Annotated in this window: 29 protein-coding genes, 1 tRNA gene and 1 pseudogene; 20 read left to right on the forward strand and 11 right to left on the reverse strand. The window is 62.4% G+C overall.

The genetic code is table 11. The features are described 5' to 3' along the window. Positions 1–561: 561 nt before the first annotated feature. The 4 genes from AUR64_RS14980 to AUR64_RS20960 all read right to left on the reverse strand — a co-directional run bounded on the left by AUR64_RS14980 (position 562) and on the right by AUR64_RS20960 (position 2562). Positions 562–858, reverse strand: a complete 297-nt coding sequence (locus tag AUR64_RS14980) for a DUF7344 domain-containing protein (RefSeq protein WP_058582780.1) — start codon at positions 856–858, stop codon at positions 562–564. A gap of 390 nt (positions 859–1248) precedes the next feature. Next, positions 1249–1917, reverse strand: coding sequence for a helix-turn-helix domain-containing protein (locus tag AUR64_RS14985; protein WP_058582781.1), 669 nt, complete (start codon positions 1915–1917; stop codon positions 1249–1251). A gap of 151 nt (positions 1918–2068) precedes the next feature. After that, positions 2069–2200, reverse strand: a complete 132-nt coding sequence (locus AUR64_RS21270) for a hypothetical protein (RefSeq protein WP_276203542.1) — start codon at positions 2198–2200, stop codon at positions 2069–2071. Between the two features lie 200 nt (positions 2201–2400). Next, the gene (locus AUR64_RS20960; protein ID WP_169794670.1) at positions 2401–2562 is read right to left on the reverse strand and encodes a DUF7838 family putative zinc beta-ribbon protein; all 162 of its coding nucleotides are present in this window, start codon (positions 2560–2562) and stop codon (positions 2401–2403) included. A 207-nt stretch (positions 2563–2769) separates the two neighbouring features. On the opposite strand from AUR64_RS20960, the gene AUR64_RS14990 reads away from it, so the two are divergent. The 8 genes from AUR64_RS14990 (at position 2770) to AUR64_RS15025 (ending at position 8341) form a co-directional block, all read left to right on the forward strand. Next, the gene (locus AUR64_RS14990) at positions 2770–3414 is read left to right on the forward strand and encodes an NADPH-dependent F420 reductase (RefSeq protein ID WP_058582782.1); all 645 of its coding nucleotides are present in this window, start codon (positions 2770–2772) and stop codon (positions 3412–3414) included. Between the two features lie 212 nt (positions 3415–3626). Then, positions 3627–4205: a hypothetical protein gene (locus AUR64_RS14995; RefSeq protein WP_058582783.1), complete on the forward strand. Its 579-nt coding sequence runs from the start codon at positions 3627–3629 to the stop codon at positions 4203–4205. A 76-nt stretch (positions 4206–4281) separates the two neighbouring features. Beyond that, positions 4282–4524 carry a glutaredoxin family protein gene (locus AUR64_RS15000; RefSeq protein WP_058582784.1) on the forward strand — a complete coding sequence of 81 codons (243 nt, stop codon included), beginning with the start codon at positions 4282–4284 and terminating at the stop codon, positions 4522–4524. After that, complete coding sequence (locus tag AUR64_RS15005) at positions 4521–5054, forward strand: cob(I)yrinic acid a,c-diamide adenosyltransferase (RefSeq protein ID WP_058582785.1); 534 nt, start codon at positions 4521–4523, stop codon at positions 5052–5054. Before AUR64_RS15000 ends, AUR64_RS15005 begins: the two co-directional genes overlap by 4 nt. 314 nt (positions 5055–5368) lie before the next feature. Then, a tRNA-Val gene (locus AUR64_RS15010) sits at positions 5369–5443 on the forward strand. Positions 5444–5737: 294 nt separating this feature from the next. Then, positions 5738–6349, forward strand: coding sequence for a TetR/AcrR family transcriptional regulator (locus AUR64_RS15015; protein ID WP_058582786.1), 612 nt, complete (start codon positions 5738–5740; stop codon positions 6347–6349). Continuing rightward, positions 6346–7848 carry an MATE family efflux transporter gene (locus AUR64_RS15020; RefSeq protein WP_058582787.1) on the forward strand — a complete coding sequence of 501 codons (1503 nt, stop codon included), beginning with the start codon at positions 6346–6348 and terminating at the stop codon, positions 7846–7848. The genes AUR64_RS15015 and AUR64_RS15020 overlap by 4 nt, the downstream gene beginning before the upstream one ends. Positions 7849–8053: 205 nt before the next feature. After that, entirely contained in the window at positions 8054–8341 is a 288-nt protein-coding gene (locus AUR64_RS15025) for a DUF7577 domain-containing protein (protein ID WP_058582788.1), read from the forward strand. A 60-nt stretch (positions 8342–8401) separates the two neighbouring features. Here the strand turns inward: AUR64_RS15025 and AUR64_RS15030 are convergent, their stop codons facing one another. Next, positions 8402–9085 (reverse strand): DUF7282 domain-containing protein, encoded by a 684-nt coding sequence (locus tag AUR64_RS15030; RefSeq protein WP_058582789.1) that lies wholly within the window; start codon positions 9083–9085, stop codon positions 8402–8404. A 560-nt stretch (positions 9086–9645) separates the two neighbouring features. Here AUR64_RS15030 and AUR64_RS15035 point away from each other — a divergent pair. Continuing rightward, the gene (locus AUR64_RS15035; RefSeq protein ID WP_058582790.1) at positions 9646–10296 is read left to right on the forward strand and encodes a helix-turn-helix domain-containing protein; all 651 of its coding nucleotides are present in this window, start codon (positions 9646–9648) and stop codon (positions 10294–10296) included. A 32-nt stretch (positions 10297–10328) separates the two neighbouring features. Here the strand turns inward: AUR64_RS15035 and sucD are convergent, their stop codons facing one another. Then, the gene (gene sucD / locus AUR64_RS15040) at positions 10329–11198 is read right to left on the reverse strand and encodes a succinate--CoA ligase subunit alpha (protein ID WP_058582791.1); all 870 of its coding nucleotides are present in this window, start codon (positions 11196–11198) and stop codon (positions 10329–10331) included. Continuing rightward, positions 11195–12340 carry an ADP-forming succinate--CoA ligase subunit beta gene (sucC, locus tag AUR64_RS15045; RefSeq protein ID WP_058582792.1) on the reverse strand — a complete coding sequence of 382 codons (1146 nt, stop codon included), beginning with the start codon at positions 12338–12340 and terminating at the stop codon, positions 11195–11197. The genes sucD and sucC overlap by 4 nt, the downstream gene beginning before the upstream one ends. Before the next feature lie 343 nt (positions 12341–12683). On the opposite strand from sucC, the gene AUR64_RS15050 reads away from it, so the two are divergent. Beyond that, entirely contained in the window at positions 12684–13460 is a 777-nt protein-coding gene (locus AUR64_RS15050) for an SDR family NAD(P)-dependent oxidoreductase (protein WP_058582793.1), read from the forward strand. 26 nt (positions 13461–13486) lie between these two features. On the opposite strand, the gene AUR64_RS15055 is transcribed toward AUR64_RS15050, so the two are convergent. Continuing rightward, positions 13487–13708, reverse strand: coding sequence for a hypothetical protein (locus AUR64_RS15055; protein WP_058582794.1), 222 nt, complete (start codon positions 13706–13708; stop codon positions 13487–13489). Between the two features lie 79 nt (positions 13709–13787). After that, a complete protein-coding gene (locus AUR64_RS15060; RefSeq protein WP_058582795.1) occupies positions 13788–13976 on the reverse strand; it encodes a hypothetical protein in 189 nt (62 codons plus the stop codon). Positions 13977–14028: 52 nt separating this feature from the next. On the opposite strand from AUR64_RS15060, the gene AUR64_RS15065 reads away from it, so the two are divergent. The 7 genes from AUR64_RS15065 to AUR64_RS15095 all read left to right on the forward strand — a co-directional run bounded on the left by AUR64_RS15065 (position 14029) and on the right by AUR64_RS15095 (position 20009). Next, on the forward strand, positions 14029–14985 hold the full coding sequence (locus AUR64_RS15065) for an NADPH:quinone reductase (RefSeq protein WP_058582796.1): 957 nt from the start codon (positions 14029–14031) through the stop codon (positions 14983–14985). An 84-nt stretch (positions 14986–15069) separates the two neighbouring features. Then, on the forward strand, positions 15070–15336 hold the full coding sequence (locus tag AUR64_RS15070; protein WP_058582797.1) for a hypothetical protein: 267 nt from the start codon (positions 15070–15072) through the stop codon (positions 15334–15336). Positions 15337–15402: 66 nt separating this feature from the next. Then, on the forward strand, positions 15403–15600 hold the full coding sequence (locus AUR64_RS15075) for a DUF4177 domain-containing protein (protein WP_058582798.1): 198 nt from the start codon (positions 15403–15405) through the stop codon (positions 15598–15600). 39 nt (positions 15601–15639) lie between these two features. After that, a complete protein-coding gene (locus tag AUR64_RS15080) occupies positions 15640–16083 on the forward strand; it encodes a twin-arginine translocation signal domain-containing protein (RefSeq protein ID WP_058582799.1) in 444 nt (147 codons plus the stop codon). Positions 16084–16148: 65 nt separating this feature from the next. Next, positions 16149–16859: an SDR family oxidoreductase gene (locus tag AUR64_RS15085; RefSeq protein WP_058582800.1), complete on the forward strand. Its 711-nt coding sequence runs from the start codon at positions 16149–16151 to the stop codon at positions 16857–16859. 161 nt (positions 16860–17020) lie between these two features. Beyond that, the gene (locus AUR64_RS15090; RefSeq protein WP_058582801.1) at positions 17021–18388 is read left to right on the forward strand and encodes a sodium-dependent transporter; all 1368 of its coding nucleotides are present in this window, start codon (positions 17021–17023) and stop codon (positions 18386–18388) included. A gap of 193 nt (positions 18389–18581) precedes the next feature. Beyond that, a complete protein-coding gene (locus tag AUR64_RS15095) occupies positions 18582–20009 on the forward strand; it encodes a sodium-dependent transporter (RefSeq protein WP_058582802.1) in 1428 nt (475 codons plus the stop codon). Positions 20010–20070: 61 nt separating this feature from the next. On the opposite strand, the pseudogene AUR64_RS15100 reads toward AUR64_RS15095, so the two are convergent. Next, positions 20071–20843: pseudogene (locus tag AUR64_RS15100) on the reverse strand (SDR family oxidoreductase). Between the two features lie 224 nt (positions 20844–21067). Between AUR64_RS15100 and AUR64_RS15105 the strand changes: the two are divergent. The 3 genes from AUR64_RS15105 (at position 21068) to AUR64_RS15115 (ending at position 23508) form a co-directional block, all read left to right on the forward strand. Further along, positions 21068–22612 (forward strand): acyl-CoA carboxylase subunit beta, encoded by a 1545-nt coding sequence (locus tag AUR64_RS15105; protein WP_058582998.1) that lies wholly within the window; start codon positions 21068–21070, stop codon positions 22610–22612. Further along, positions 22609–22974 (forward strand): hypothetical protein, encoded by a 366-nt coding sequence (locus AUR64_RS15110; protein ID WP_058582803.1) that lies wholly within the window; start codon positions 22609–22611, stop codon positions 22972–22974. The genes AUR64_RS15105 and AUR64_RS15110 overlap by 4 nt, the downstream gene beginning before the upstream one ends. A 174-nt stretch (positions 22975–23148) precedes the next feature. Beyond that, positions 23149–23508, forward strand: coding sequence for a hypothetical protein (locus tag AUR64_RS15115; RefSeq protein WP_058582804.1), 360 nt, complete (start codon positions 23149–23151; stop codon positions 23506–23508). A 33-nt stretch (positions 23509–23541) separates the two neighbouring features. Here the strand turns inward: AUR64_RS15115 and AUR64_RS15120 are convergent, their stop codons facing one another. Beyond that, entirely contained in the window at positions 23542–23727 is a 186-nt protein-coding gene (locus tag AUR64_RS15120) for a hypothetical protein (RefSeq protein ID WP_058582805.1), read from the reverse strand. Positions 23728–23765: the final 38 nt, after the last annotated feature.

Consider the following 23765-nt stretch of genomic DNA (forward strand, 5'->3'; position numbering starts at 1 on the left):
CGTCGGAAACGCTATCTGTAATCTGGATTTCGGGCACGCGGCGGTGCGACGGCGTATCGACGTTTCGGTACGCGATAGCTGGAAGTTGAGGCTACAGAGGGTTTAGCAGGGCTGTGATGCGTGAATCTGACCGATTCGGTCAGCGGCTATCGCCCCAGATGGCTCTCCAAGCGGCTATCGTTGTCACACACCCAACTATATGGACACGTTTTCGAGACTTTCAGCAGCGTAGCCACTCACGCACGCAGCAGTTGGCTCATTCCGTAGCGTATCGGCCCAGTATACCGGTCGTGTGGCGTGAACCCGACGGAGGCCAGAGGCAAGTGACAGACGGACCCGTCGACAGACCTGTGGGCGTCGTGCTCGAACCAAACTCCCGCGACGGTCCGGACATCCTGTTGGAGTCCACCCAGCGACTCGCGGTCGTAAAACGGAGTAGAGTCGTACGCGGGCCACTCAAACGTTCGCCGCCGAGCGATTCGTCGAAACACATCTCGTCGAGATTGTAGAGTAGATGCCGTTACGGCTGACGATGTCCGGCCTCGTTGTCGGTCTCCCGTCTCACGGCCATCCGTCGGGGAGTTCGTCTTGGTGATTGTCCATCAGGCGAAGCAACGGCGCGATCTCCTCGAAGTTCGGCCCCCGGCGAATGGTGTGGGTATCTTCATCCCACTCGATGTACCCCGCATCGGCGAGCTTCGGGAGATGGACGTGGTACAGTTCGGTCGTCAGGAGTTCGAGGTCGTCGTTCTCAGTGGCGAGGTCCTCGACATTGAACTCGTTTTCGTCCCGTGGGTTGTCCTCGCTGACAAGCATCAGGATGCGACGCCGATACGGATGTTTGAGTGCGTCGAACATCTGGTCCAGTCGTGAGTAGTGGTCCTGTCGTGAGGACCCGCCGCCGTCCGTCCTGATGTCTGCCGGAGGGGGTTCCAGCGCGTTGGGCCTCCGTAGCACCGTTGCGATTCCTTGCCGAATCTCTTCAGACGGTTGAACGTCTGGTCGATTCAATTCGGTGGAGAGGTCAACGAGGGTTGTCTCTCGCGGTACCGCGAAGTCTCTCCGCTCCAACGCAAGACGTAGCGTTTCTCGCTCGTTGGTGGTCAGCAGGCATTGGTCGGATTCGTCCACCGGCGAATTTTTTTCGGTCATTTGATAGTTACCTTGCCGCGGAGTGCGTCACTCTTTGGGTTCCACTAAACCAGAGATGACCGACCAACATTACCCTGATTTTTGGGTATACAACCCTTATTTACCTCGTGAGACGTCACCGTCCAAGGTGGTGAGTGTCTGCCCGAGAATCTGGCGAATACCACGCCGGAGGCGGGAAGCGACCGCCTGTTGTGAGATTCCGAGTTCATCTCCCAGTTCGGCCATCGTCACGTCGCGCGGCGAGTTGAAGTAGCCACGTTCGTAGGCTAGCACCAGCGCCTCCAGTTGGGAATCGGTGAGTGCGGCCTCGGTGGTGGTCTCGACCGGCGTCAGCGCGTGCAGGGCCGCTAGCGTCACCGGAATGTCGCGTTCTCGGCACCGCTGCTGAAACGCGGCGATATCGCTTCGCTGGTCTGCGCGGACCTCGAAAGTCCACTGGTCGTTCGTGCCGATCGCCGTGATGAGCGGAACCTCCGTCTCGCCGAGCGTGCTGAGTATTCCCTCGTACTCCGGGTCCCACTCGACGCGCAGGAGGTATTCGTCATCGACGGAGTCTATCGATTGAATAGCCTTCACGCCGGGATGGGTTGAAAAGGCTGCCTCCACGTTGTCGATATCGACGCCCCGGACCCAAAAGTACGGGATGATCACGCCCTTGCGTGGGACGATGCGCTCCAATTCGACCGTCACGCCCGGCACAGACGCGAAGATTGACCCCAAGGGGAACTCGTTGGGTGGAACTGTAAACGTCGCCTCGGTAGCCATGGTCGAACAATTGGTCCGCGTCGAAATAGTCCTACGTACCGCTGTGGACTCGTTCCGGGGAGGAGTCTCTACCAGAAAGCGCGTGTACCCAATCGCACAGTCACATCCTCAGTTGTGACTCTGGCGCGTGGCTGTCTGGGAACCATGCGCGTCAGAAGAAGCAGAGAGCGCTGACTTCCTTGCCCAGTTCGATGCTACTCGAACTGAGCTGCTCAACGGGGGCGTCGAGCGACGATTCGACGAGTTCTCTGAGCCTCCGAGTGTAAGCTCGGTCGATTATCATGTATCGAGTTCGTGCATTGGGAACTGGAGTCTCAACTGCTGGCGATAGCGGTTCAGTATCGCAGCTGATGGTGTATGCGTCGTGGGACGGGTTCGGACGACGGCCCCGCCGGGAGAACGTAGAGGTGGTCCGAACCGGTCGAAAGCGTCGCTGGCGACCTTCGGCTATCCGTTCGAGCGAACGGGAGAAACTCGGCGGTGTTACTGCGTGCTGTCGATACCGTCGATGAGGACCAGTCCGTAGTCGCACTCGGTGCAGCGCCACTTCGTTTTCTCGCCGAGGTGGACGTTCGTGCTCGCCGAGCGGTAGAACTCTTGGCTCCCGCCGCAACTCGGGCAGTCGTGTTCCATTTCGAGGCTCATGGCGACTACTCGCGCGTGCGATGTGTTGAAGATGTTGGTTCGGCAGTGGCCGCCACTCCCTCGGTCGATACCGGAAGCGAGCGAGGTGATGCACGTCACCGGGCTGTAACCGGGGTGAGGGCGCGACGACGCACTGTCGCACAGCGCGTACACTACATGTGACGATACCGAGTTCCGATTTATCGGCTCTGAGCGCCTACTGCTCGCATGACTGAGAAGCGAATCGGTATCCTCGGTAGCGGCGACGTGGGAAAAGCGCTCGCTCGTGGCTTCGCTCGCCACGGATGGGACGTGCAGGTCGGAACGCGGAGTCCGGAGAAACTGGACGCGTGGCTCGACGAGACAGACGAGTCGGTGTCGGTCGGGTCGTTCGGTGACGCGGCGACCCGCGGTGAACTCGTCGTTCTCGCGGTTCGCGGTGGGGCAGTCGACGACGTACTCGACCTCGTCGACGACGACGCTTTTCGAGGAAAACTGCTGCTCGACGCAACGAACCCGCTGGAGTTCTCCGACGGCGAACCACAGTTGCTGTTCGGGGGCACGGAGTCGCTCGGCGAGCGGGTTCAGACGAGACTACCCGACACGCACGTCGTGAAATGCTTCAACACCGTCTCGAACGCTCAGATGGTCGACCCGACGTTCGAGGCGGAAACCCCACCGATGTTCGTCTGTGGGAACGACGCCGCGGCCAAGAAAGAGACCGACGCACTGCTCGTCGAACTCGGGTGGCCCGGAACGACGGACGCCGGTGATATCACGAGCGCACGGTATCTGGAGGCACTCGTCCCGCTGTGGGTTCGTGTCGGCCAGCAGTTGGGAACGTACGACCACGCGTTCACCGTCGTCCGGTGATGAGACCCGAATAGCAGCGGGTTTCGAGTATTCTACGGCTGAGAGCCACGAAGTCGGCCCTTCTGCGAACGACAGAAATACTCTGCTCGCCTATAGAGAGGTATACTCCTTCGTTTCGAGACGTCCACGCCATCTCCAGTGAGAGGTTCGTACGTGGTGTTCGAGCGCCGCAGGCGCGAAGAGACGACGCGTGACGACGGAGGTGAAATCAGATGCCCACGAAAGTAGACGAACTGCGAGAGCTGTTCGCACGACTCAGTTCACAGACCACGTTCACCGAACGTCAACAGTCCAGCCACCACCCGACACCGACAGAGCGTACTCTCCACGAGGCACTTCGGCGTACCGTCGGCGAGATGAGAGCCGAGTACGGCTTCGTCACGTCACTCGACGACGCCGGACTCGCGTCGCTCGTCCGCGGGTTCTACGCCGGACAGTCCGACGCCGAACTCGCCGCTACGCTCGGCGTCTCCCGCGGAGTCGTCAGACGCGCACGCATTCACCTCCAACTCCTCCGCGAGAGCGACTTCGCGGGACCGGTCGACTACCGCGCGCTGGCGAGACTGGTCGACGGTGGAGCGTCGGTCGGCGAGTGTACGGCCGCCCTCGGTGTGAGCGAACGGGCGGTTCGGAGAGCGACGCGGATTCTCACTGCGCGCCGAAACGCCCAAAAGAACGGTCATCGCTATCAGTTGGAGTTCGAAACGTTGCTCCAAGAAGCGGGGCTGAACGACGAGATGGTGGCGACACGGCAGGCCGACCGCGCCGTGTTCGCCGACGTGCTGGATTGAGTGGGTTCGCTCTTCGACATCGTTTCCGGAGCTCCACAGGCGAACCTCTTTGACGTGTGCGGACTAACCACGGCGTATGTCCATCGAACTCTACGCGCTGGATGGCTGTCCGTTCTGTGTGAAAGTCCACGATGCACTGCAGGACAACGATATCGAGTACGAAACCCACTGGACGGAGGCGATGCACTCCGACCGCAACGAAGTCAAACGCGTGAGCGGTCAGCGCGGCGTTCCGGTTCTCGTCGACACCGACCACGGAGTGACGATGAGCGAGAGCGAGAACATTCTCCAATACATCGAGAAGACGCTGGCGCAATGAAGATATACACTGGTCGCGGCGACGAGGGAATGACCGACCTCCGGAACATGTCGCGGGTCTCGAAGACGAGCCGCCGAATCGAAGCCTACGGCACCGTCGACGAAGCCAACGCGCTCATCGGCACGCTTCGACCCACCGGCTACGACGACGTCGACGAGATACTCGAACGCATTCAGAACCATCTGCACATCGTTCAGGCCGACTTCGCCAACCCCGACCCCGACGAGGACGACCCGCAGCTGCGCGAGGAACACGTCGATAAGTTGGAACAGTGGATTGACGAGATGGACGAGGAACTCGAACCGTTACAGTCGTTCATCCTTCCCGGCGGCAGCGAGTCGGGAGCGGCGCTGCACCACGCCCGAGCGGTCGTTCGTCGCGCCGAGCGTCGCGCCGTCGGCCTCGCAACCGACGAACCGGTGAACGAACACGCGGTGACGTATCTGAATCGTTTGTCGGACGCGTTGTTCGTCTTCGGCCGGGCGGTCAACGCCCGCGACGGCGAGAAAGAAGAGTCTCCGACGTACTAGGTTTCGACGACCGATAACATCGACACACCCGTCGCTTCTCGATGTCGGACTGAGAGAACCCGGCGAGTCCGAGTTGATGCCCACGGACGCCGGGGTTGGGACAGATGCGGTGTCTGACGGGACCGGGACAGGTACGGTCACAACACCGTGTTTTAGGGTAGCCTAAGATTAGCAAAAAGCGTTACGGTTTAGGTTAGCCTAAAGCAGTTGGCGGAACTGAACACCGGTCGAACTGACTGGAGGCGGTGGATTCGCTCGGGCCGCGGTCGGACAAGAAAATCCTTAAGTCCTACCCGCGGATACGACAGAGTGCTGGGTTGGTGATCTAGTCTGGTTATGATACCTCCTTCACACGGAGGAAGTCGGCAGTTCAAATCTGCCCCAACCCATTTTCTGACTTCTCACAATCGAGAGCGAAGTTCGGTCACGCAGTGATATCACCGCCATCAGGTGACCAGACGCAAGCGGACGTTGGCCTCACACCAGCGGTTCTTCTCACAACCCTAAACAGTCGGAATCCGCCGAGCAACTCGGCGCTCTTGTCGATGCCATTCTGCTTCGTACCGCCGTAATCCAAGCGACACGCTACCATACCAGCACTCTCGTCCCATTGCGAAACAGTTTAACTGACCGGCCGGTTAGTACCGTTTAGACCTGACCGACCAGTCAGTCGACAGCCACAGATGCCCGAGGAAACCACCGACGAACTGATGCACGCCACTTACCGCGCGCTCTGCAAACACGGCTACGCGTCGTTGACGATGCGCGACATCGCCGACGAGTCCTCGAAGTGCAAAGCGACCCTTCACTACCACTTCGACGGGAAGCGTGACCTGCTGGTTTCGTTTCTGGAGTTTCTCAACGAGCGGTTCACTCGTAAGATAGCGGCCATCGACGCCGACGACCCGACGACACGATTGTTCGCGCTACTCGACGTCGCCTGTCCGGACGACGAAGCCGACGACTCCGACATGTTCCAGACGGCGATGCTCGAACTGACGGCACAAGCCCCGTACGAGACGGGCTACCGCGACAGACTACGCGAGTTCGAGACGTACCTGACCGGGGAGTTCGAGTCCGTGCTCCGCACGGGTATCGACGCCGGTGTGTTCGACGACGGCGTCGACCCGGAGCGAACCGCCGAGTTCCTCTTGACGACTATCAACGGAACGCAGACGCGACGGGCGGCGGTCGGTCACGACGCGGCAGAGATGAGACAGATGATATACGACTACGTAGAGACGACTGTGGTTTCGGACGAATCGCCCAGACGAACCGAGGTGCACGCCGAGTGAGCCTGCTCGACCGTATCGATAGCGTGTTCAAAGGCCCCGAGGACGTCGACCTCACCTCCGGCGGCATCGTGAGGCCGCTGTTCTACCTCTCGCTGCCCATCGTGCTGACGAACCTGATGCAGACGGCGTACAACCTCGCCGACACCTTCTGGTTGGGTCAGTTCGACACGAACGCGCTCGCAGCAATCAGTTTCGCGTTCCCGATGGTGTTCTTACTCATCTCTATCGGGACGGGCTTCTCCGTCGCAGGCAGCGTTCTCGTCGCCCAACACACCGGCGCGAACGACGAGGAAAAAGCAGAGTACGCCGCCTCCCAGACGGTGACGTTCTCGCTTCTCGCCGCACTCGTTCTCGGCCTCGTCGGCTTCGTGTTCGTCGAGCAACTGCTGAGCGTCTTCGGCGCGTCTCCCGACGTGTTGCCGTTGGCGACGAGTTACATGCAGGTCATCTCGCTCGGCCTGATGTTCATGTTCGGCTTCTTCGTTTTCGTCGCACTGATGCGCGGCTACGGCGACACCGTGACGCCGATGCTCGTCATGTTCGGCTCGGTCGTGCTCAACATCTTCCTCGACCCGTTTCTCATCTTCGGGTTCGACAACAATCCCCTCTTCACGATGCTTGGACTGGAGGGTCTGCAGACGACGCTGTTTGCGATGACCGGCTACACCGGGTCGGGCATCACCGGTGCGGCCGTCGCCACCATCTTCTCGCGTGCGCTGGCGCTCGTCGTCGGGTTGGCTATCATGTTCAACGGCACGCGGGGCGTGCAGATTCACCTCCGTGATATGGTCCCGAACTTCGGCTACGCGCGGAAACTCCTCGCCATCGGTCTTCCGGCCTCTGTGGAAGGCTCGGGTCGCGCTATCTCCATCAACCTGCTGCTCATCGTCGTCGGGTTGTTCTCGACGAACGTCGTCGCCGCCTACGGTGTCGGGACGCGCGTGCTGTCGGTTATCTTCCTGCCGGCGCTGGCCGTCTCCCGCGGCGTGGAGACGATGACCGGACAGAACATCGGCGCGGACAAACCCGACCGGGCCGAGAAGGCCGCCAACAGCGCGGCGTTGACGATGTTCGTCGTGCTCTCGATTTTGGGAGTCCTCACGTGGTTCACCGCCCGGCCCATCGTCGGCATCTTCACCGACAACCAGGAAGTCATCACCATCGGCGCGGAGTTCCTCCGCTACGTCGCGCCGACGTTCGGCTTCATCGGCATCGTCCAGTCGTTTATCGGAAGCTTCCGCGGGGCGGGCAAGACGCTCGTCGCCGCGGTCATCTCGGTGTCGATGCTCGGCCTCATCCGTCTCCCAGTGGCGTTCTTCGGGGCGACGGAGTTCGGGTTCGGCCTCGGGTCGTCGGGTATCTGGCTGGGCTTCGCCGTCTCGAACGTCATCGGTGGAATCGTCGCGTTCCTGTGGTATCGCCGGGGGACGTGGCGCGACAAAGACCTCTCGTCGGACCGCAGTTTCGGTAACGTCGACGCGGAACCGACCGACGACTGAGACGCGACATCGACTCTCCTTTCGTTCGACTGTCCGAACTCCGACTAGCCGGGCCTCGATTATCCCGACTTCGACCACCCGGACGTCGACTACTCGGTCCCAGTCGACGCCTCCGCGTTCTCGGCCGATGGATGGTCATCCCGACGGAACGGTCTTCTCAGCCTGCGAAACCATCAATATCCGGCGTTCGCTATCGTCGTTTCGGATGGAACTGCTGTTTCGACTGCTCGTCGCCGGGTTCGTCATCGTCGCACCGTCGGCGCTGTTTCTCGGTCTCTGGCACGGCCTCCACAAACTCCGAGACGACCGACTCATCGAACGAATGCTCGACGAGACCGACGACGAGTTCGGTCACCGGAGCAGGTTCATGTTGACACCGACAGCACAGCGGAGCAGACGGTCCAGTGCAATCGCCTGCCGTGCGTGCGGAACGCCGAATCCACGCAACGTCAGGTTCTGCCACGACTGTCTGTCGAAACTCGATAGCGCGTAGAGAGATAAAAGAGAGATTCGTCGACGGTGTGTGAACGACCGTCGATTCGTCGAGTCGGGTTCAGGCGCGACGGAGAACGACCGCAACCGCACCGAAGAGGCCGACGAGGGCGACGACGATGCCGAACCCGGGACCGGTGGTGCTGGTCTCGCCGCCTTCGGTCGTCTCGCTGGATTCAGTCGTTTCAGCGGCTTCCTCGCCTTCGGTGGTCGTCTCTTCGGCGGACTCACCGCTCTCGGTGGTCGTCTCCTCGGACGTCGACGTCGTGGTCTGCTCGCTCATGCCGTTTCCGGTCACGTACGCCGTACTGCTGATGGGTGCGCCGCCCTCCTGATAGGCGGCGTCGGCGGATTCGTTGAACATCTCGTTACCGTCGTCGGTGTAGGCGGTTGCGATGGTCACCTGGTCGCCGGTGAACGACTCGTTGAGCGACACCGTGAGGTTCGTCTGTTCGCCCGATTCGAGGTAGTCGGTGTGGCCAATGAGGTTGCCGCCCTCGTCGAAGATGGCGACGTAGCCGCCGTTCGAGAGGTTCGCTTCCTCGACGACGACGCTTTGGTTCTCGAGCGTCTGGTCGTTGTAGTCGAGGCTCGCGGTTCCGTTCGCGGAGTCGTTGGCGGCGCCGTCAGACTGTGCAGCGACCGTCCCCACCGTTGCCGGTGCGAGGAGGGCCATCGTCGCAGCGAGTACGGTGAACGCCACGACGGCGGTCAGCGCAGTGCGTCGGATTGTAGAGTTCGTCATTGTTGTCTCTGGTTCCGGCGTGCTCCGGTTGTCACGGTTCGTTTGCGTCCGGTGTACACCTGGAACTCGGACTACACGTTCACAACCTGTGGTAAATTGTCTTGGGAAACCGAACGTCCCATCCTCTCACGGCCCACGATACACCAGACCATGGCGTGGTGAGACACGGCGTTTATCTGTCGTGGTCGTTAGTGACGAACATATCAGATTCTCGAAAAACTCATAAGTGAGTAAATACTCAGTGCAACTGTGCACTGGAAACACCGCCGAAACGTTCCGACCGCAGAGCGAAAGAAGAAAGAAACCGACGCCGGCACTCGCTGGTCGTTCATCGCGGCCGCGACGATTGCCGCGTAAGCATCGTTCGAAGACTACACTCGCTGACGCTCAGTAGATGACCCTTCTTCGTGTCGGCGGCGTCCTCCCGGGCGTCGCCGACGACGATACATCGGACCGATAACACGGACCGATAACGCGATATCACCGTTCGACAGATATCTCTCACCAACGGACAGAACCTTCGCCGATTGACATTTATCGGAGTGTAACGTACGTGACCTATGAGCCACATCGCCGAGTTCGAACTCTCGAGTCCGGACCTCGCACTGATGTCTGTACTGGCTTCGGTGCCGTCGATGCAAATCCGTGTCGAGGAGGTGTTTTCGGCGGACGACTCCGCGCCGCTGTACCTGCTGTTTTGGGCGTCGGGTGGCGACTTCGAGGCGTTCGAGTCCGAACTCAACGCCGACGAAACCGTACTCTCGGTCGACGTTCTCGACACGTACGAGACACAGAAACTCTACCGCGTACAGGTCGACCCGGAGGTGACGCTGTACCCCTTGTCGGCACTCGTCGGCGCGTCCCGACTCGAGGTGACTGCGACTCACGAGGGCCTCGACGTCCGGATGCGGTTTCCCGACCGAGACGCTCTCGCAACGTTCCGTCACCGTCTCCGCGACCACGACGTGTCGTTCACGCTGAAACGACTGTACACACCCGACAGTCCCGACACGACCGAACAGTACGGCCTGTCCGAAAAGCAGCGTACCGCCCTCCGGTCGGCGGTACGAATCGGCTACTTCGACGTGCCGCGGCGCGCGAGTCTCGACGAACTCGCCGAGGAGTTGGGAATCTCCGGACAGGCGGCGTCAGAACGCTTGCGTCGCGGAACGACGGCGCTCGTCCGCAACACTATCGGCGTCGAACCGTAACGAACGAAGAAAGACTCGGCCGAGTCGCCCGATTAGAGGAACGACTCGATGTTGTCGGCGACTTCCTCGGGAGTGTCGCCGACGGGGACGCCCGCGTCGTTGAGGGCGCTGATTTTGCTCTCTGCGGTGCCGGTGCCGCTGCCGGAGACGATGGCACCCGCGTGGCCCATGCGCTTGCCCGGCGGCGCGGTCCGGCCGGCGATGAAGCCAGCGACGGGCGTGTCCATGTTCTCGTCGATGAACGCGGCCGCTTCCTCCTCGTCCTCGCCACCGATTTCACCGCACATGACGACGGCGTCGGTTTCGTCGTCCTCCTCGAACAGCGAGAGGGCGTCGACGAAGTCCGTGCCGATGATGGGGTCGCCGCCGATGCCGATGGCGGTGGTCTGGCCGATACCGCGGGCGGTGAGGTTGTCGACGACCTGGTACGTCAGCGTCCCCGAACGGGAGACGAGACCGACGTTACCGTCGGAGAAGATGTTTCCGGGGAGGATGCCGAGTTTCGCTTCGCCGGGGGTGATGATGCCCGGGCAGTTCGGACCGAGCAGACGGGTGTCGGTCTCGGAGAGACGCTTGTTCACCTTCGCCATGTCCTGAGTCGGAATACCCTCCGTGATGGCGACGGCGAGGTCGAGGTCCGTGTCGAGCGCCTCGAAGATGGCGTCGGCGGCGAACGCCGGCGGGACGAAGATGACCGACGCGTCGGCGTTCTCCTCGCGGACGGCCTCGTCGACGGTGTCGTAGACGGGGATGCCGTCGACTTCCTGACCGCCCTTACCGGGCACCGCGCCCGCGACGACGTTCGTGCCGTAGGCTTCCATCTGGCCGGTGTGGAACTTGCCCTCGCCACCGGTGATGCCCTGTACCACTACGCGAGTGTCGTCGTCGACTAAGATGCTCATTGGCTCGCCTCCTGGGCGTTTTCGACCGCACGCTGAACCGCATCCTCCAGCGTCTCTTCGACCTCCACGAGGTCGGTGTTCAGAATCTCCATGCCTTCCTCGGCGTTCGTGCCGGCGAGGCGGACGACGACCTTCTTCGGAATCTCGTCGAAGGATTCGAGCGCCTCGTTGATGCCTTTGGCCACCTCGTCGCCGCGGGTGATGCCGCCGAAGATGTTGAAGACGACGGCGTCGACGTTCTCGTCGGAGAACACCATGTCGAGCGCGTTCGTCACGCGTTCGGCTTTCGCGCCGCCGCCGATGTCGAGGAAGTTAGCGGGTTTGCCGCCGTAGTAGTCGACGAGGTCGAGCGTCGTCATGACGAGACCCGCGCCGTTGCCGATGATACCGACGTTACCGTCGAGGCGGACGTAGTCGAAGCCGTACTCACCGGCTTTCTGTTCGAGGTCGTCCTCGTACGTCTCGTCTTCCATCTCGGCGAGTTCCGGTTGTCGGAACAGCGCGTCGTCGTCGATGTTCATCACGGCGTCGGCGGCGACGACGTCGCCGTCGCTCGTAATCATCACCGGGTTGATTTCGATGTCGGAGGCGTCGCGTTCCTCGTAGAGGTCGTACAGCGTCGTCAGAATCGAGGAGACGCCGCGAGCGACCGACCGGTCGACGCCCGCATTGTAGACGGCTTTCCGGGCCTGATACGGGTGCAGACCGAACGCCGGGTCGATGTGTTCACGAGCGATGGCGTCGGGGTTCTCCTCGGCGACTTCCTCGATGTTGACGCCGCCCTCGGTGGAGACCATGGCCACGGGCTTGCCCTCGCCGCGGTCCATCGTGACACCGACGTACAGTTCGTTCGTGAAGTCGACGCCGGCCTCGACGAGCACCTGGTCGACCGTGTAGCCTTTCAGGTCCATCCCGAGGATGTCGTCGGCGTACTCTCGGGCCTCGTCGGCGTCTGAGGCGAGTTTGATGCCGCCGGCCTTGCCGCGGCCACCGACGTGCACCTGCGCCTTGATTGCGACCGGATAGCCGATCTCCTCGGCCGCCGACACTGCCTCGTCGACGCTCGCCGCGAGTTGAGAATCCGGAATCGGAATTCCGGCATCGGCGAAGATGTCCTTCGCCTGATACTCGTGAAGCTTCATGCGTACGTGTGAGGGTTCGACTGGCGCTTAAATCCCGTTCATTCGTGACACAGCGACGCGTGGTTGTTGTCAGTGTCGCGCGCTTTCCTCGGGTGAACGTTCCTCCACGGGTCGGGCGTCGAACGCTCTCGTTCCCCTTATCGAGTGTGTTGGGTCAACCTTCCGAAAGAAGACTCAATACGGATGAACGCGTATGGTATGTCGTCTCGTAGTGTCCGGTCACTCGCGCCCACGATACATCCACGCTACGGGGCGTCTCGGTTCGGCGAGACGCGGTGGTCCGGCGGTGTGGGACCACCGCGTCGGACTGAGTCTTTATTCGTTCTCGGTGAGAGCCACACCCATGTCAGTACTCGACCGTTTCGACCTCTCGGGACGGACCGCTATCGTCACCGGCGGCAACCGCGGTATCGGCCGCGAAATCGCCGACGCACTCGCGGAAGCGGGCGCGAACGTCGTCGTCGCCAATCGAAGTGAAGACTCCGGAGAGACTGCCGCCGAGGAACTCGCCGACGACTGGGATGTCGAGACGCTCGCCGTCCCCGTCGACGTGGCGGACGAAGCAGAAGTAGAGGCGATGGTCGACGCGACGGTCGACCGCTTCGGCGGCGTCGACGTGCTCGTCAACAACGCGGGCATCGTCGTCCACGAGGCCGCCGAGGAGATGACCGTCGACGAGTGGGACGCGGTGATGCAGGTCAACGTCCGCGGCGTCTTCCTCTGCTCGAAGTACGCCGGAATCGAGATGATGGAGTCAGGTGGGACGATTCTCAACGTCTCGTCGATGTCGGCGCGAATCGCCAACTACCCGCAGCGACAGGTCGCCTACAACGCCTCGAAGGGCGCAGTCGAATCGTTCAGTCGGCAACTGGCATCCGAGTGGGCCGAACACGACATCCGAGTCAACTGCCTCGCACCGGGCTACATTCGGACGGACAACACCGACCAAGCCGACGACGTGGACCCGAACATCGACGAGGTGTGGCGCTCGGAGATGCTGATGGACGAGATTCCCGGTCCCGAAGCGGTCGCACCCGCGGCGCTGTATCTCGCCAGCGACGCCTCGTCGTACGTGACGGGCGCGTCGCTCGTCGTCGACGGCGGCTACACGGTCAGATAGGTTAGATACGCTCAGGTAGCCGGACGCTACTTCTTTTCGTTCTCTTCGGCGTACAGCCGTACCAGACGGCACTCCGGGCAGACGTAGCCGTGAACCGACGGCGTCCGTTTGAGGCCGAGTTTGCCCAACAGCCCCTCGCGTGCGTGTTCGGTCCACAGTTTCAGGCGCTCCTGTTGCATCGTCGTCACGGGGTCCGCTCGCTCCATCGTCACGCCGCAGTCGGGACAGCGGTGCGTATCCGAGGACATACCGACCGTAGGAGTGCGCGGGCGAAAGGCGTTGGCGTCGCACGTATCGTCTCGGAGGCGTCGGCATCGAGACTCTCGGCTACACGTCGGCGTAAAATCGAACCAAGCCGCACTCCGGACAGAGCATCGCGTCGACGTATTTGCCTTTCAAATCGAGCGCACCGAGGATGCCGCCACCAGAGTCGATGCGGATGCCGTCACCACTGTAGCTGGTGTTGTGGTCGACGTTCTTCAACTGTACGTCGCAGTCGGGACAGCGGGGAGCCATGGCTCTGCGCACGTCGCCTCCTTTTATCGCTTTTGCGGACCACGAACGAACTATGCGCGCAGCCAGATTCCACGAACACGGTGGCCCCGAAGTACTGACCGTCGACGACGTCGATTCGCCGGAACCCGGCTATGGTGAAGTCGTCGTCGACGTTCGCGCCATCGGCGTCAACCCCGTAGACACCTACTTCCGCGAGGGTGCGTACCCCGTTCCCTCGCTGCCGTTCACGCCGGGGTCTGACCTCGCGGGCGTCGTCGACGCCGTCGGAGAGGGCGTCGACCGATTCGTACCCGGCGACCGCGTGTTCGGAACGGGACTCGGCAACGGAATGCACGGCACCTACGCCGAGGAAGTCGCCGCACCCGCGGAGTTTCTCGCAACCCTGCCGGAAGGGGCCTCCTTCGAAGACGGCGCGGCGCTGTCGCTCGTCGGTATGACCGCGTGGCAGGCACTCGTCGCGCACGCGAATCTGGAACCCGCCGAACTCGCTCTCGTCCACGGTGGCAACGGCGGCGTCGGCCACGTCGCCATCCAACTCGCGGAGACGATGGGTGCGCGGGTGCTGACGACGGCGAATCCGGAGTACCGCGACAGGCTGGAATCGCTCGGCGCGGAGACGGTGTTCGACTACGGTCGAAGCGACCTCACCGACGCCGTCCAGCAGGTGGGCGCGCCAGAGGTCATCGTCGACACGCGGATGGACGAGTACATGCAGTTCGACGCCGACGTCGCCGCGCAGGGCGCGCGCGTCGTCTGTCTCGGCAACTCGACGGAGCAGGCGGGACTGTCGGCCGTCGGCGCGGCCAAGAGCAAAGACGTGCGCTTCCAGTTCATGACGATGTACAACACGCCCGACAAGGCGGCGGTGTTGGCGCGTCTCGGTGATTTGCTCGCACGCGGTGAGGTCGTCCCGGAAGTCGAACGGACGTACAGTCTGGACGAGGCGGGCGAGGCCCAGCGCGCCGTGTTGGAGGACAGCTTCCTCGGAAAACTGGTCATCACGCCGTAGGTCCGAAGCGAACTTCCGGTCCTTGAGACCCCCGTAGAAAAGTCAGCCAAAAACACTTATAGAACAACCAACCGAAAACGCCGCATGGAGTTCACGGGTTACTGGCTCGTTTTCATGATGGTCATCTTTCTCGTCGGCTCCGTGTTCGCCAAAACTGCGAACCAACGGCGGACCCACTTTTTCGCCGGGGCGGCGTTGCTGGTGGCTCTGGTTCACAGTTTCGTCGCGGAGTTCGAGCCAATGGTGCTTCTCGTGCCGGTTTTCATGTTCGTCGCACTTTACTACGGATACAAAGCCGCGTTAGAGCGTGAGGCACCGAACTGGTACAGTTGGTATCAACGTCAGGACTGAACGACGACGTCGCTCGGTGGCAGCGAAACCCACAAAACAGATAACGAACCGACAGAACCGACCCCCATGCAACGCTGGGAGTACAAGACCCTCCGCATCGACAGCGGTTTCCCGATATTCTCGTCCGATACGAACCCCGAAGTCGAACTGAACGAACTCGGCGACGACGGCTGGGAACTCGTCGACACCATCATCGCCACCGGTTCCAGCGGCACAGAAACGAAGTCGCTCATCCTCAAGCGGCCGAAAGACAGTGCAGAGTAGTTTCGAGCCGACCACGCGTTCGAATCCGGTCGTCTCCGCATGAACCGTCGTCAGTTTCTAGGGTTCGGCGGTGCCGCCGCAGTCGCTTCGCTCTCGGGGTGTCTCGCCGACCCGGGGAGAGACGGTGGCGTTCTACAGGTGTATCCGACCCGAACGCCGCCGAACGCGACGGTGACGGAGGCATCGAGCGTCGAGAACCAGCCGATACGCCGAGGTTTGGACGAAGCAGACAGTACCGACAGCGTCGTCGACATGGACGTGGCAGCCGACGACTACGACGCCGTCGCCGAGGCGCTCTCGTCGCTGCCGTGGTACAGTCGCTCCGAGTACGACTCGTCGTATCTCTCCGGGGTCTACCTCCGCTACCGGGAGTCGACGTACGTCGCTGTTCTTCTGCCGTACTGCTCTGAGTCGCAACTGTGGGACACCAGCAGCGAACGTGGCGAGTACAGTTGGGGCGGTTGCACCACCGTCGACCCCTGACTCGGTCCGCACTGCGTGAACGCTGCGCCGCGATTTTATGCCCCTCGCGGCCGACCGTATCGTGTATGACAGTGAGCTTCGACTTCAGCGACAGAGTCGCCGTCGTCACCGGCGCGTCGGGTGCGCTCGGCAGTGCCATCGCGGAGGCGTTTCGAGATGCGGGTGCGACCGTCGCCGCCTGCGACGTGGTGGAACCGAGCAGCGACGACGCCCAACTCGACGCCGACGACGGCATCGAGTTCTACAAAGCCGACTTCACCGACGAGGCGGCCGTCTCCGAGACGATGGACCAAATCGCCGACGACCACGGCCGAATCGACTACCTCGCCAACATCGCCGGAACGTGGCGCGGCGGGTCGCCAATCGACGAGACAGAACTCGACACGTTCGACTTCCTCTTCGACGTGAATCTGAAGACGATGTTTCTCGCCTCCAAACACGCAATTCCCCACCTGAAGAACCAAGAGGGGTCAATCGTCTCCGTCTCCGCTCGGTCGTCGCTCGAAGGCGGCGAAGGCGACGGCATCTACCGAGCGTCGAAGGCGGGCGTCCGACTCCTGACCGAGACCATCGCCGAGGAGAACAAAGGGACGGTGCGAGCCAACGCCGTCATGCCGAGCGTCATCGACACACCGATGAACCGCGAGATGATGGAAGACGCCGACTTCGACAAATGGGTCAAGCCCGCCGAAATCGCACGAGTCGTCATGTTCCTCTGCTCTGATGGGGCCGAGGTGACGAGCGGTGCGGCCGTTCCTGTGTACGGCGAGGCCTGAGTCGAAAACTGGACGGATACGTTATTTTCTCCAGTATTGTACGAAACTAACCCAGTCCCGACTTCGATGTTCAGCTTTGGCCGACATTTGTCCATCTCGTACTCGCATCTCGCCCGGCTATCTCGTAAACCACTTCAATTCCGTTCCCAAATAGGGGACACATGAGTGAACGTGAAACATGGGCCACGAGGGCAGGATTCATCCTCGCGGCCGTCGGTAGCGCAGTGGGATTAGGAAACATCTGGCAGTTCCCGTTCAAAACAGCGGAGTTCGGTGGGGCGTCGTTCCTCATCGTCTACCTCATTGCTGCTGTAGCAATCGGACTGCCGGCGATTCTCGCGGAGTTCGTCATCGGTCGGCGCTCGAACCTCAACGCCATCAGCGCCTTCAAGAAGTTGGGGTATCCGGGATGGCGGTTCGTCGGCGTGTTAGGCCTCTTTACTGGGTTTTGGATTCTATCGTACTACAGCGTCGTCGGCGGGTGGGTGCTGCGGTACATCTACGGGAGTCTGACCGGTGCGTACTTCGCCGACTCCGCGGCGTACTTCGGTGAAGTGTCGATGGGACTGGGTGCGCTCGCACTGCACGCGGTGTTCATGACGCTCGTCGTCGGCATCGTCGCCGCCGGCATCGAAGACGGTATCGAGAAGGCGACCAAACTCATGGTTCCGAGTATCGTCGTCATCCTCATCGGACTCGCGGCGTGGGCGTTCACGCTCCCGAACGCGGGCGCGGGCTACGCGTACTTCCTCTCGCCGGACTGGAGCCAGTTCCAGCTTACCGTCGAGTTCACGCCGCTGCCGTCGTTCGGCGGTCCGCTCGCCGAAATCATTCCGTTCGCGGTCGGTCAGGCGTTCTTCTCGCTCTCGCTCGGGATGGGCGCGATGATTACGTACGCTTCCTACATCGACGGTGACGAGAGCCTCCTCGGTGACGGCGTCACCATCGTCACGCTCAACACGTTCGTCGGCGTGCTCGCTGGCCTCGTCGTGTTCCCACTGCTTTTCGCACAGAACGTCGACCCGGCGACGAGCGGTGCGGGCGCGGTGTTCGTCAGCATCGCCAGCGCCTTCGGCGACCTGCCCGCCGGGCAGATTCTCGGCGCGGTGTTCTTCATCGTCGTACTCATCGCGGCGCTATCGTCGGCTATCAGCCTGCTCGAAGTCGTCGTCTCCTACGTCATCGACAACTACGCGCTGAGTCGCCCGCAGGCGGCCGTCGCCCTCGGCACCCCTATCTTCCTGTTGGGTATCCCTTCGGCGATGAACACCGCGTGGCTGACGTGGTTCGACAACCTCGCGTACCAACTGCTGCTGCCGTTGTCGGTACTCAGCATCCTGCTGTTCGTCGGTTGGGTGTTCGCACGCAGCGCACTCGACGAGATCCGCCGCGGTGCGGCTATCGGGAAGGGAGCCAGTTCGGCGTGGCTGTGGGCGGTTCGCCTCGTCGTCCCCATCGGCGTCGTGCTCACGCTCCTGCTCGGTATCCAGACGCTGTTCGTCGGCGGCGCAATCGTCCCGCCGCTCTAAAAAAAACAACCAACAAACAGGTTACGAATCGTCACCGAATATGGCGATTCGGCGATAAATTTTCTCGGAATCGGCCGCAGTAGCGGCCATTAACCGTTATTGTACGTAGTTGAGAGTTCTTCGACTCGAAACGCACTTTAACCGTGTCGGGGCAATGCGAAGCAATGACACGAGACGGGCGGGCGGTACACACATGACACGAGAGACTTGGGGCACACGAGTCGGGTTCATCCTCGCCGCGGTCGGAAGCGCGGTCGGTCTGGGCAACATCTGGCGGTTCCCGTGGGTCGCCGCCGAACAGGGTGGGAGCGCCTTCCTCGCCGTCTATCTTCTCATCGTTCTCGCCATCGGCGTCCCCGGCCTGCTCGGCGAGTTCGTCATCGGCCGGCGCTCGAACCGAAACCCCGTCGGCGCGCTTCGCTCGCTGTCAGGGTCGAAAAACTGGGGTCGAATCGGTTTCTTCAGCGTTATCGCGTCCGTCGCACTGCTGTCGTTCTACAGCGTCGTCGGCGGGTGGATTCTCCGCTACTTCGTCGAGAGCGGCGCTGCTCTGCTCGGCGGCGGCGCGCCGTACTTCTCGAATCCCGGCGAGTACTTCGGCGCGGCCGCGTTCGGTCTCGACGCCGTGTTCTTCCACGTGCTGTTTCTCGCGCTCACCGCCGGTATCGTCCTCGCGGGCGTCCGCCGCGGTATCGAAGTCGGGACGACAGTGATGATGCCGGCAGTGTTCGTGCTGCTCGTCGCGCTGGCGGTGTGGGCGTCGACGCGCACCGGTGCCGCCGGCGGCTACGAGTTCTTCCTCCGCTTCGACGTGGCGACCGTCCGCGAGAACTTCTTCCAAGTACTCGGTCCCGCCGCTGGACAGGCGCTTTTCACCCTCTCTCTCGGTGCAGGGACGATGGTCACGTACGCCTCGTACCTCGGCGAAGACCGCTCGCTCCCCACGGACGCGACGACTATCGCCGTTCTCAACACGACCGTCGGTGTCCTCGCGGGCCTCGTCGTGTTCCCGCTTCTGTTCTCGCTCGGCATCGACCCCAGTTCGACGGGAACGGGTGAGGGTGCGCTGTTCGTCGGCCTCGCGGGTGCGTTCTCGCAACTGCCCGGCGGCATCGTCATCGCCACGGCGTTCTTCGGCGTCGTCACGCTGGCGGCGCTGTCGAGTTCCATCAGCATGCTCGAAATCCCCGTCTCGTATCTCGTCGACGAACACGGGATGGAGCGCCGTAGCGCCGTCGGCCTCCTGATGGTGCTCGTCACAGTGACCGGCACCGTCTGCGCGCTCCGACCCGGTATCTTCGGCTTCGTCGCCGGGACGCTCGTCGACATCCTGCTCACCGCCGGACTGGCGGTGTTCCTCGTCTTCGTCGGCTGGGTGATGGGCCGAGATGCCCTCGAAGAGTTCCGCGCCGGTAGCGGGCCGGTCGCCCGCGCGCTGGCGGACCCGTGGCGGGTCGCCGCCGGCGTCGTCATTCCGCTGTTCCTCGTGTTCACGCTCCTGACGACGTTCGGCGTCGACGCGCAGGTCGGCTTTTGGCCCACCGTCGCCATCGCGGCCGTCGTCGCCGCCGCCGTCATTCTCGGCGCGCGCGCCTCGCGGCGACTGCCGAAGGCGAACTAGTCGGGTCAGTCGTTCGGACACTCGGGCGCTCGGACGCTCGGGCGCTCCAGCACTGGAGTGCTCAGGCGCTGTTGATGAATCCGCCGTCGACGACGATGGATTCGGCGGTGACGTACGATGCGAGGTCGCTGGCGAGGAACGTCGTGATGCCGGCGACTTCTTTGGGTTGCCCGAACCGGCGGAGCGGAATCGTCTGTTTCAGTTGCTCGCCCTCTTCGGTGCCGACCATCGGCGAGTCCTTCGTCGTCATCGCCGTCTCGATGACGCCCGGATGGATGACGTTCACGCGAATATCGTCGGGTCCGAGTTCCGCCGCGAGTGCGTAAGTGAACAGTCGAACACCGCCTTTTGCCGCCGAGTACGGTGTGATACCACCGTAGCCGACGATACCGGCGACGCTCGACATGTTGACGATGCTGCCGCCTTCGCCGCGTTCGACCATCCGAAGCGCCGCCGCTTTCGACCCGTTGACGACGCCGTCCATGTTGATTCGCATGAGGTTTCGATACTCGTCCAAATCGAGGTCGACGAGTGGCGCTTGCGGACCGACGATACCCGCGTTGTTCACCATCACGTCGACGCCGCCGAACTCGTCCGCGGCCTCGACGGCGGCGACACAGTCGTCGTACTCTGAGACGTCGCACTCGACGAACGTCGCCTCGCCGCCGTACTCTGCGACGAGTTCGTGCGTCGGTGTCCCGCCCTCGCGTGGGTCTTCGCGGATGTCGGCGACGACGACCGACGCGCCGTGTTCGGCGAACTGTTCGGCGATTGCACGCCCGTTGCCGCTCGATGCACGGTAACTACTGCCGTCTTCCCGTTCAGGAGTGTCATTGCGGGAGAGTGAACGTCAAATGGTACCATAGCACTTGGTACATACGGGCTGATACGTCGCGTCGACGACAAGTACGACATCGAGGCGGTGTTCAGCGCCGAACCGGCCGCAAAGTAGGTCAAAATATCGACAGCTGTCGAACCATGTTTTGCCGTATTGCGGAAACCCTTTTGCACATCGAACGGACGTTCGTGACAATGCACGTTGGTGGTCCGGTATGACGATGGACGACCGTATCGACGAACTCCGCCAGAAACGCGACGAAGCGCGCAAGGGCGGCGGTGAACATCGAATCGAGTCCCAACACGACAAGGGGAAGATGACGGCGCGCGAGCGCATCGACTACTTCCTCGACGACGGGACGTTCCACGAGTTCGACCAGTTCCGCACCCACCGGACCCACAAGTTCGGGATGGAGGAGAAACAGCTGTACGGCGACGGCGTCGTCACGGGCTACGGCGAAGTCGACGGCCGTACCGTCTTCGTCTTCGCACACGACTTCACCGTCTTCGGCGGCTCGCTCGGCGAAGTGTTCGCCGAGAAAGTCTGCAAACTGATGGACCAAGCGATGGAAGTCGGCGCGCCCATCATCGGTCTCAACGACTCCGCGGGCGCGCGGATTCAGGAGGGTGTCACCTCGCTCGGCGGGTTCGCCGACATCTTCACGCGCAACCAGAAAGCCAGCGGCGTCGTCCCGCAGATTTCGTCCATTATGGGCCCCTGTGCGGGCGGCGCGGTGTACTCGCCCGCCATCACCGACTTCATCTTCATGGTGAAGGACACGAGTCACATGTTTATCACCGGCCCCGACGTCATCAAGACGGTCACCGGTGAGGAAGTGACGTTCGAGGAACTCGGCGGGGCCGTAACCCACTCGTCGACGTCCGGCGTCTCGCATTTCGCCGTGGACTCCGAGGAGGAGGCGCTCGACGAAATTGCCCGCCTGCTCTCGTATCTCCCGCAGAACAACGTCGAGGACCCGCCGCGCGTCGACCCGTGGGACGACCCCGAACGCGCCGACGAGGAACTGACGAACATCGTTCCCGACCAGCCTCGAAAGCCGTACGACATGCACGACGTCGTCGACCGCGTCTGCGACGAACAGTCGTTCTTCGAGGTCCACGAGGACTTTGCGAAGAACATCCTCGTCGGCTTCGCACGCCTCGACGGCCACTCGGTCGGCGTCGTCGCCAACCAACCCCGAGTGAACGCCGGGACGCTGGACATCCAAGCCTCCGAGAAAGGCGCGCGTTTCGTCCGCTTCTGCGACGCGTTCAACATCCCGATTCTGACGTTCGTCGACGTGCCGGGCTTCCTTCCCGGCACCGACCAAGAACACAACGGCATCATCCGCCACGGCGCGAAACTGCTGTACGCGTACTCCGAGGCGACGGTTCCGCTGCTCACCGTCATCACGCGCAAAGCCTACGGCGGCGCGTACGACGTGATGGCCTCGAAACATCTGGGCGCGGACGTCAACTACGCGTGGCCGACGGCCGAAATCGCCGTCATGGGGCCGCAGGGTGCAGTAAATATCCTCTACCGCGAGGAACTCGCCGAGGCCGACGACCCCGACGCCCGCCGCGACGAACTCATCGAGGAGTACCGCGAGGAGTTCGCCAACCCCTACACGGCGGCGGACCGCGGGTTCCTCGACGACGTCATCGAACCGACGGAGACGCGCGCGCGCCTCGTGGACGACTTGCACATGCTGAAGTCGAAACGCGAACAGACGCCGGACAAGAAACACGGGAACCTTCCGATATGAGCCTCGACGCCGACGCGACGGACGAGGACGCCGACGAGGCGTCGGCCGACGATGTCGACGGCACTGACGCTGGCGCGGATGGCAAGACGACGCGGGCGCGTCTCGATGATTCGACCGACCTCGTGATTCCCGCCGACGCCGACGCTGACGAGGCGGCGGCCATCGCGGCCGTCGTCGGCGCACACCTCCGCGACCAACAGGTGGCCGCGGCCGCGGCCGCCTCGGAGTCAGAGGAGACGTGGAACGGCGAGCGCTGGCGGTTCGCCGGGCGCGTCGCCGCGTTGCAGGGCCGGTCGGTTCGCGTCCCTGAGGGCGCACCCACGGACGCGTGGACTGCGGCCGGTCGGACCGACCGGTTCTGACCATCGGGTTCGGCTCCCTCTCGACGTCATACAACGGTAGACAAATTTCTGATATATACTCGTCTGATTATTCCTGTTCGGTGTCGTACAGCCGTCAGGTAGGTATACTGACCACTCTACGGAAGCGACAGTTCACCGAGCGCTTTTGGTCGTCGCCTCCGAGGTTCACACAGTATGGCAGACACAGACGTTCCGACCGAAGAGAAACCCTCCCGGAGCGACGGTGGTCGGCCAACGGCTTCGGCGGAGTCGGAGTCCTCACAGCCGACTGCGTTGACTCTCGGCGATTTGGTCGGAACGACCGAACAGGACCGAACTGGTCCGTCTTCGGCATGGCTGTTCCGTCACGGACTGTACATCGGGGCGATTCTCCTCATCGGCTTCGTCGTTCTCCCGGAACTGATGCTGTCGGTCGGGTCGGGATGGCCCGTCGGTATCGCGTGGGCGTTCGCCGAGTCGCTTCGCTACGGGGCAGTCATCCTCGCCGGCATGTACGCACTGAACGTCGCCGTCTCCGACGCCCTCGAACGATAACTGTCTCGCCGCCGGTTGCCTCTCTGCCCTTGTCTACCCGCTCGCTTCGCCTCTCGTAGAATCGTAGCCGACGAGGAGACTCGGGAGTACGACGCCAAATCCGAGTAGTACGGCGGTGTACGTCCACCCCGGCCAGTCGGTCAGCGACGTGAGCGCGAAATACGCCACCGTCGTCGGGACGACGCAGGCGAGGATAATCGCGTTCTCGCGGGAGACCATACCACGAACTCGGCCGACGACCGAAAGTAGCTGTCGCT

The sequence above is a fragment of the Haloprofundus marisrubri genome (assembly GCF_001469955.1).
In the GTDB taxonomy this organism is placed as follows: Archaea; Halobacteriota; Halobacteria; order Halobacteriales; family Haloferacaceae; genus Haloprofundus; species Haloprofundus marisrubri.

Excerpts from the sequence above, each read along its gene's own strand:
- AUR64_RS14980 (WP_058582780.1), bottom strand. The coding sequence starts at position 858 with ATGTTCGACGCACTCAAACATCCGTATCGGCGTCGCATCCTGATGCTT.
- AUR64_RS14985 (WP_058582781.1), bottom strand. The coding sequence starts at position 1,917 with ATGGCTACCGAGGCGACGTTTACAGTTCCACCCAACGAGTTCCCCTTG.
- AUR64_RS21270 (WP_276203542.1), bottom strand. The coding sequence starts at position 2,200 with ATGATAATCGACCGAGCTTACACTCGGAGGCTCAGAGAACTCGTCGAA.
- AUR64_RS20960 (WP_169794670.1), bottom strand. The coding sequence starts at position 2,562 with ATGAGCCTCGAAATGGAACACGACTGCCCGAGTTGCGGCGGGAGCCAA.
- AUR64_RS14990 (WP_058582782.1), top strand. The coding sequence starts at position 2,770 with ATGACTGAGAAGCGAATCGGTATCCTCGGTAGCGGCGACGTGGGAAAA.
- AUR64_RS14995 (WP_058582783.1), top strand. The coding sequence starts at position 3,627 with ATGCCCACGAAAGTAGACGAACTGCGAGAGCTGTTCGCACGACTCAGT.
- AUR64_RS15000 (WP_058582784.1), top strand. The coding sequence starts at position 4,282 with ATGTCCATCGAACTCTACGCGCTGGATGGCTGTCCGTTCTGTGTGAAA.
- AUR64_RS15005 (WP_058582785.1), top strand. The coding sequence starts at position 4,521 with ATGAAGATATACACTGGTCGCGGCGACGAGGGAATGACCGACCTCCGG.
- AUR64_RS15015 (WP_058582786.1), top strand. The coding sequence starts at position 5,738 with ATGCCCGAGGAAACCACCGACGAACTGATGCACGCCACTTACCGCGCG.
- AUR64_RS15025 (WP_058582788.1), top strand. The coding sequence starts at position 8,054 with ATGGAACTGCTGTTTCGACTGCTCGTCGCCGGGTTCGTCATCGTCGCA.
- AUR64_RS15030 (WP_058582789.1), bottom strand. The coding sequence starts at position 9,085 with ATGACGAACTCTACAATCCGACGCACTGCGCTGACCGCCGTCGTGGCG.
- AUR64_RS15035 (WP_058582790.1), top strand. The coding sequence starts at position 9,646 with ATGAGCCACATCGCCGAGTTCGAACTCTCGAGTCCGGACCTCGCACTG.
- sucD (WP_058582791.1), bottom strand. The coding sequence starts at position 11,198 with ATGAGCATCTTAGTCGACGACGACACTCGCGTAGTGGTACAGGGCATC.
- sucC (WP_058582792.1), bottom strand. The coding sequence starts at position 12,340 with ATGAAGCTTCACGAGTATCAGGCGAAGGACATCTTCGCCGATGCCGGA.
- AUR64_RS15050 (WP_058582793.1), top strand. The coding sequence starts at position 12,684 with ATGTCAGTACTCGACCGTTTCGACCTCTCGGGACGGACCGCTATCGTC.
- AUR64_RS15055 (WP_058582794.1), bottom strand. The coding sequence starts at position 13,708 with ATGTCCTCGGATACGCACCGCTGTCCCGACTGCGGCGTGACGATGGAG.
- AUR64_RS15060 (WP_058582795.1), bottom strand. The coding sequence starts at position 13,976 with ATGGCTCCCCGCTGTCCCGACTGCGACGTACAGTTGAAGAACGTCGAC.
- AUR64_RS15065 (WP_058582796.1), top strand. The coding sequence starts at position 14,029 with ATGCGCGCAGCCAGATTCCACGAACACGGTGGCCCCGAAGTACTGACC.
- AUR64_RS15070 (WP_058582797.1), top strand. The coding sequence starts at position 15,070 with ATGGAGTTCACGGGTTACTGGCTCGTTTTCATGATGGTCATCTTTCTC.
- AUR64_RS15075 (WP_058582798.1), top strand. The coding sequence starts at position 15,403 with ATGCAACGCTGGGAGTACAAGACCCTCCGCATCGACAGCGGTTTCCCG.
- AUR64_RS15080 (WP_058582799.1), top strand. The coding sequence starts at position 15,640 with ATGAACCGTCGTCAGTTTCTAGGGTTCGGCGGTGCCGCCGCAGTCGCT.
- AUR64_RS15085 (WP_058582800.1), top strand. The coding sequence starts at position 16,149 with ATGACAGTGAGCTTCGACTTCAGCGACAGAGTCGCCGTCGTCACCGGC.
- AUR64_RS15090 (WP_058582801.1), top strand. The coding sequence starts at position 17,021 with ATGAGTGAACGTGAAACATGGGCCACGAGGGCAGGATTCATCCTCGCG.
- AUR64_RS15095 (WP_058582802.1), top strand. The coding sequence starts at position 18,582 with ATGACACGAGAGACTTGGGGCACACGAGTCGGGTTCATCCTCGCCGCG.
- AUR64_RS15105 (WP_058582998.1), top strand. The coding sequence starts at position 21,068 with ATGGACGACCGTATCGACGAACTCCGCCAGAAACGCGACGAAGCGCGC.
- AUR64_RS15110 (WP_058582803.1), top strand. The coding sequence starts at position 22,609 with ATGAGCCTCGACGCCGACGCGACGGACGAGGACGCCGACGAGGCGTCG.
- AUR64_RS15115 (WP_058582804.1), top strand. The coding sequence starts at position 23,149 with ATGGCAGACACAGACGTTCCGACCGAAGAGAAACCCTCCCGGAGCGAC.
- AUR64_RS15120 (WP_058582805.1), bottom strand. The coding sequence starts at position 23,727 with ATGGTCTCCCGCGAGAACGCGATTATCCTCGCCTGCGTCGTCCCGACG.